Here is a 5103-nt window from a genome sequence, read left to right as displayed (position 1 = left end):
ACAGCATCGATCTCGGCATCACTCGGCCATAAATCACTTAAGTAGATTGGCTTGCCATTGTTGTCAGTGCCTAAGCTGTCTTTCTCGATATCAAAGCGAATCGTGCCAGCCAACGCGTAAGCAACCACCAATGGCGGTGAGGCTAAAAACGCTTGTTTTGCGTATGGATGGATTCGACCATCGAAGTTTCGATTCCCTGATAACACCGCGGTTGAATACAGGTCGCGGTCGATGACCTCTTGTTGGATTTTAGGATCCAACGCCCCACTCATTCCGTTACATGTCGTACACGCATAGCCGACGATACCAAAGCCTAATTGTTCAAGTTCAGGAAGCAAACCTGCCGACTCAAGATAGAGCTTGGCAACTTTAGAACCCGGCGCAAATGACGTTTTCACCCACGGCTTACGAACTAATCCAAGCTGATTGGCTTTCTTAGCCACCAATGCTGCGGCGACTACGTTTCTTGGATTGCTGGTGTTGGTACAAGAAGTAATTGCTGCGATGATTACGGCACCATCGGGCATTTGCTCGTCGCTGTACTGCTTAGCATGCTGCTCTTTCCAAGATGTTTGACTGATGCCTTGTTCAGCCAGCTCTCTGGTTGGCAAACGACGATGAGGGTTCGAAGGCCCCGCAAGGTTGCGCTCAACTTTAGACAAATCAAACTCAAGCACACGTTCGTACTGAGCGGAATCTAAATCATCGGCCCATAAGCCAGTTTGCTTAGCGTATAGCTCAACTAACTCAACCTGTTCAGGCTCGCGTCCTGTCAGCTTTAGGTATTGTATGGTCTGTTCATCGATATAGAACATACCTGCTGTCGCGCCGTATTCTGGTGTCATATTCGATATAGTGGCGCGGTCGCCAATAGTCAGTGCACGAGCACCTTCACCAAAGAACTCTAAGTAACTAGAAACCACTTTTTCATTTCGAAGGAACTCAGTAATCGCAAGCACAATATCCGTTGCGGTTATCCCTTCTTGTCGTTGACCCGTCAGTTTAACGCCCACGATGTCTGGCAAACGCATCATAGACGGACGACCGAGCATCACAGTCTCAGCTTCCAAACCACCTACACCTATTGCAATAACACCCAGAGCATCAACATGAGGAGTATGACTGTCGGTGCCGACACAAGTATCAGGGAAAGCGATACCTTCTTTGGATTGAATAACCGGAGACATTTTCTCCAAGTTAATCTGGTGCATGATCCCGTTCCCCGCAGGAATCACACTCACGTTCTTAAACGCGGTTTTACACCATTCTATAAAGTGAAAACGGTCTTCGTTTCTGCGATCTTCAATCGCTCGGTTTTTATCAAACGCTTCGCTATCAAAACCCGCGTGTTCCACTGCCAGCGAATGGTCAACAATCAATTGAGTTTCGACAACGGGATTCACCTTGGCAGGGTCTCCGCCTTGGTCGGCAATCGCGTCTCTTAATCCAGCCAAATCAACCAAAGCTGTTTGACCTAGAATGTCATGACACACCACGCGCGCAGGATACCAAGGAAAATCTAAGTCGCTCTTGCGTTCAATGATCTGTTTTAAGCTGTCTTCAAGGGTTTCAGGATCACAGCGTCTTACTAATTGCTCTGCTAATACTCTCGACGTATAAGGCAAGGTTTTGTAAGCACCTGGGGATATTGCTTCTACCGCTTCGCAAGCGTCGAAATATTCTAAGCCCGTTCCCGGTAGAACCTTTCGATACTTGTTTTCATCAAGCTCTTGGTTTCTTTCAAGTTTTACATCAGACATACATCCACCATTATCTGTTAAATTCTATTCGTTGGTTCTCGAGGCCTTATCACATGAAGAGAAAGTCACCTCGAGATATAAGTCGGCTCGATATAGAGGACTAACGTAAATGGATTGGTAGCCAGTCTTGATGCTCTGGCCCGGTGTAGTCTGCACTTGGACGAATAATTCGATTGTTTTCTCTTTGCTCGAATACGTGTGCCGTCCAACCTGTGAGGCGGCTCATCACGAAGATAGGAGTAAACAGTTTGGTTGGGATGTCCATGAAGTGATAAGCCGACGCATGGAAGAAGTCAGCATTACAGAACAAGCCTTTCTCTCGCTTCATAACGGCTTCAACGCGCTCAGACACGGCATAAAGCTGTTCATCACCCACCTCTTGTGCAAGCTCTTTTGACCAGCGTTTGATTAGAGCGTTTCGTGGATCGCTCTCACGATAAATGGCATGACCGAAACCCATGATTTTGTCTTTGTTAGCAAGCATCTGCATGATGTTCGCTTCCGCTTCATCGGCGGTTTGCCAATCTTGGATCATTTCCATCGCAGCTTCGTTTGCACCGCCATGTAAAGGGCCTCGCAACGTACCAATCGCTGCTGTGACACACGAGTGAATATCCGACAACGTTGATGCACACACACGAGCCGCAAAGGTTGAAGCATTAAACTCATGTTCCGCGTAAAGCGTTAGCGAGCAGTGCATCACCTTCTTGTGAAGTTCACTAGGCGCTTTATCCGTTTGCATTTTCAAAAAGTAGCCACCCAGACATGCTTCACTTTGATCTTCAGTATCAATGCGGACGCCATCGTGGCTAAAGCGGTACCAATAACAAATAATCGCAGGGAAAAGCGCAAGCATTCGTTCAGTCGCGGGCAGTTGCTCAGAAAAATCAGTCTCTTGCTCTAGATTACCCAGCATTGAACAACCTGTTCTCATCACATCCATTGGATGAGCGTCTGCAGGGATAAGCTCTAGTGCTGCTTTCAAAGGTTGAGGTAAGCCGCGTAGGCCAACCAACAATGTTTTGTAATCATCAAGCTCTTTTTCAGTGGGTAAATGACCTCTTAGTAGCAGATGCGCTACTTCTTCGAACTGAGCATGATTAGCAAGGTCAGTAATATCATAACCACGGTAGGTTAAGCCAGTTCCTGATTTTCCTACCGTACATAGCGCGGTGGTTCCTGCACTCTGGCCACGTAGACCAGCACCACCGATTGCCGGTGCGCTGGCTGTTTTGTCACTTTGTTTTTTGTCTACTTTTGAAGCATTGTCGACAGCTGCTTTATCACTCAAAGATACAGACATGGTGAACTCCTTTTCTGTGTTAGCCGCCTGCACTCTTTGGTGCTGCCTGTTTATATGTCCGATGATCTTTATCATCGGTACTGGATATGGCGACTAACCATTTCACGTTATTGGATTAAGTTGATTTTTGATTATTTGAAACTGGTTTTACCCTTCGCTTGAAAACAACTGGTCAAGCTTGTTCTCGTAGTCGTGGTAATTAAGGTGCTCGTACAGCTCTTTACGGGTTTGCATTGAATCCAACAGGGCTTCTTGATTGCCTTCAACTAACAAATGCTTGTAAACATTCTCCGCCGCTTTGTTCATCGCACGGAACGCACTCAATGGGTAAAGCACCATATCGACACTTGATTGGGCCAACTCATTACAGTTGTAGAGTGGCGTTTGGCCAAACTCAGTGATGTTCGCAAGAATAGGCACGTGCTTACCCGTTGCCGATTTCAGCGCCGCCGAGAACTTCACGTATTGATCGAGTTGATTCATCGCCTCAGGGAAAATCATGTCTGCGCCCGCTTCAACACACGCAATTGCTCGTTCAATCGCGCTATCAATACCTTCAACCGCCAATGCATCGGTACGAGCCATAATCACAAAGCTTTCGTCGGTTCTGGCATCGGTTGCCGCTTTCACTCTATCGACCATCTCTTGCTGACTAACAATTGCTTTATTTGGTCGATGACCACAGCGTTTCTGAGCCACTTGGTCTTCCATGTGAATCGCAGCTGCGCCCGCCTTCTCCATCGCGCGAATCGTACGCGCAATATTGAACGCGCCGCCAAAACCTGTGTCGATATCCACCAGCAAAGGCAAATCACACGCATTGGTAATACGTTCAACATCGACCAATACATCGTTCAATGTCGTAATACCTAAATCAGGCAAGCCATAAGACGCATTGGCGATGCCTCCACCAGACAAATAAATGGCCTGATGACCCAAGTTCTTTGCCATCATCGCGCAATACGGATTCACCGTACCGACGATCTGCAATGGGTCGTTGTCTTGCACAGCTTGTCGGAACTTAGCTCCTGCTGATAACTTCATAATGACGCTCCCTGTTAATTGTTTATTTCTAATCTTTATGACTACTGATGTTTAGCTCTCGCCAGCGAAGAACCGCTGGCAAATACCAGTCGCCAGTTACTCAAGATCTTTGGATTGAATTTGTTGTTCTATAAGCAATCGGCTTCCCGAGATGTGTCGTCGCATTAGCATTTCTGCTAGCTCTTCATCGCGATTACCAATCGCTTGTAGGATGTATTTGTGTTCATCGAGCGCCTCTTTTGGTCGAGACTGAGCCCTAGGCGATTGATAGCGGTACATGCGTAATAGGTGATAAAGCTCGTCACACAACAACGAAATGAGTTTGCTGTTACGACTCGCTTTGATAATGCGGTAATGGAAATCAAAATCGCCATGTTGATGAAAATAAGAAGAGCCTTCGACTTCATCGATATGTTTAGAATGTGTCGACAATAAGCCTTCAAGCCCGATCAACTCTTCTTGTGTGATGTGTCTCGCCGCTAATCGAGCAGCCATGCCTTCTAATGCTTCACGCACCGCGTAAAGCTCAAGTAGTTTGTCTGCTGAGAATGTAATAACTCGCGCACCAACATGTGGAATACGTTCTATCAGGCCAAGTCCTTCAACACGCATTATCGCTTCACGTAATGGACCTCGACTTACCTCAAAGCGTTTAGCCAGTTCAGGTTCCGAGATCTTACTGCCCGGAGGTAATTCACCGTTAACAATTGCCTCAACGAGGTACTCAGTCAGATTTTCTGACTTGGTGTTTTCTTTATCGCTCACACGAGTTTTCGTGTTTGCATTTAAGGTGAGATCTTTTATCGCAGTATTCATATTCACGCTGCTCACTTCTGATTGTTGAGCCTTAATTGTCAACAATTCCATAACATGAACATAAAATACACGATCAAATTGTCGACAATCAAGTAGATTGTCGACAATTTAGACTAAGGTAGTATTTTCATTAATCGGCATAGAAATAGTAAAACGAAGCAACAAAAGACAACTAATACC

At 46.2% G+C, this 5103-nt stretch carries 4 protein-coding genes; all 4 read right to left on the bottom strand.

The window, feature by feature from the left end; all coding sequences use genetic code 11:
• Positions 1–1760, bottom strand: a 1760-nt coding sequence (gene acnA, locus AB4496_RS17320) for an aconitate hydratase AcnA (protein WP_372131468.1), incomplete at its 3' end; no start/stop codon positions are given.
• A gap of 100 nt (positions 1761–1860) precedes the next feature.
• Positions 1861–3063, bottom strand: a complete 1203-nt coding sequence (gene prpC / locus AB4496_RS17315) for a 2-methylcitrate synthase (RefSeq protein ID WP_009846617.1) — start codon at positions 3061–3063, stop codon at positions 1861–1863.
• 147 nt (positions 3064–3210) lie between these two features.
• Entirely contained in the window at positions 3211–4107 is an 897-nt protein-coding gene (gene prpB, locus AB4496_RS17310; protein ID WP_009846616.1) for a methylisocitrate lyase, read from the bottom strand.
• 96 nt (positions 4108–4203) lie between these two features.
• Complete coding sequence (locus tag AB4496_RS17305; protein WP_032555235.1) at positions 4204–4923, bottom strand: GntR family transcriptional regulator; 720 nt, start codon at positions 4921–4923, stop codon at positions 4204–4206.
• Positions 4924–5103 lie beyond the last annotated feature (180 nt).

The organism is Vibrio sp. 10N.222.46.A1 (assembly GCF_041473595.1).
Classification (GTDB): Bacteria; Pseudomonadota; Gammaproteobacteria; order Enterobacterales; family Vibrionaceae; genus Vibrio; species Vibrio tasmaniensis_A.
This window is presented reverse-complemented; position numbering and strand designations above follow the sequence as displayed.

What these genes read in the sequence shown, in the direction of transcription:
- prpC (WP_009846617.1), bottom strand. Translation starts at nt 3,063, where the DNA reads ATGTCTGTATCTTTGAGTGATAAAGCAGCTGTCGACAATGCTTCAAAA.
- prpB (WP_009846616.1), bottom strand. Translation starts at nt 4,107, where the DNA reads ATGAAGTTATCAGCAGGAGCTAAGTTCCGACAAGCTGTGCAAGACAAC.
- AB4496_RS17305 (WP_032555235.1), bottom strand. Translation starts at nt 4,923, where the DNA reads ATGAATACTGCGATAAAAGATCTCACCTTAAATGCAAACACGAAAACT.